1 pseudogene is annotated in these 300 nt (G+C 62.0%); it reads left to right on the top strand.

Features of this window, described 5'->3' with window-relative positions:
• Positions 1-92: 92 nt before the first annotated feature.
• Positions 93-300 (top strand): annotated as a pseudogene (locus EN859_RS38910) (hypothetical protein); the annotation flags it as partial.

Below are 300 nucleotides of genomic sequence, written 5' to 3'. Positions count from 1 at the left end.
ACCAGTCTGCGCGAAGGCCTGAGCCGAACCATTGCGTGGTGGCGCAAACGCCTCAGTGAAGGGCTCGTACGTCAAGAGATGGGCTACATGACATGAGGTCTGCAACGATTTCCGCTGCATTGCTACTGTTTTGCGTTGCCGCGCTGCTTGGCCTGCGGACGGCCGGCGGTCATGGAAGCAACGACGCCATCGGCTTCGTAGCGCCCGCGGCGATGGATTTGCCGGACTATCTTCGTCCCGCCACGGACCCCGCATTCGGCACGAGCATCGTTCGCATCACGAAGCCCGGTCCTCTCGGAA

The organism is Mesorhizobium sp. M00.F.Ca.ET.216.01.1.1 (genome assembly GCF_004010325.2).
Lineage (GTDB): Bacteria > Pseudomonadota > Alphaproteobacteria > Rhizobiales > Rhizobiaceae > Mesorhizobium.
The sequence above is the reverse complement of the archived record's forward strand: the minus strand, read 5'-3'. Positions and strand labels throughout refer to the sequence as shown.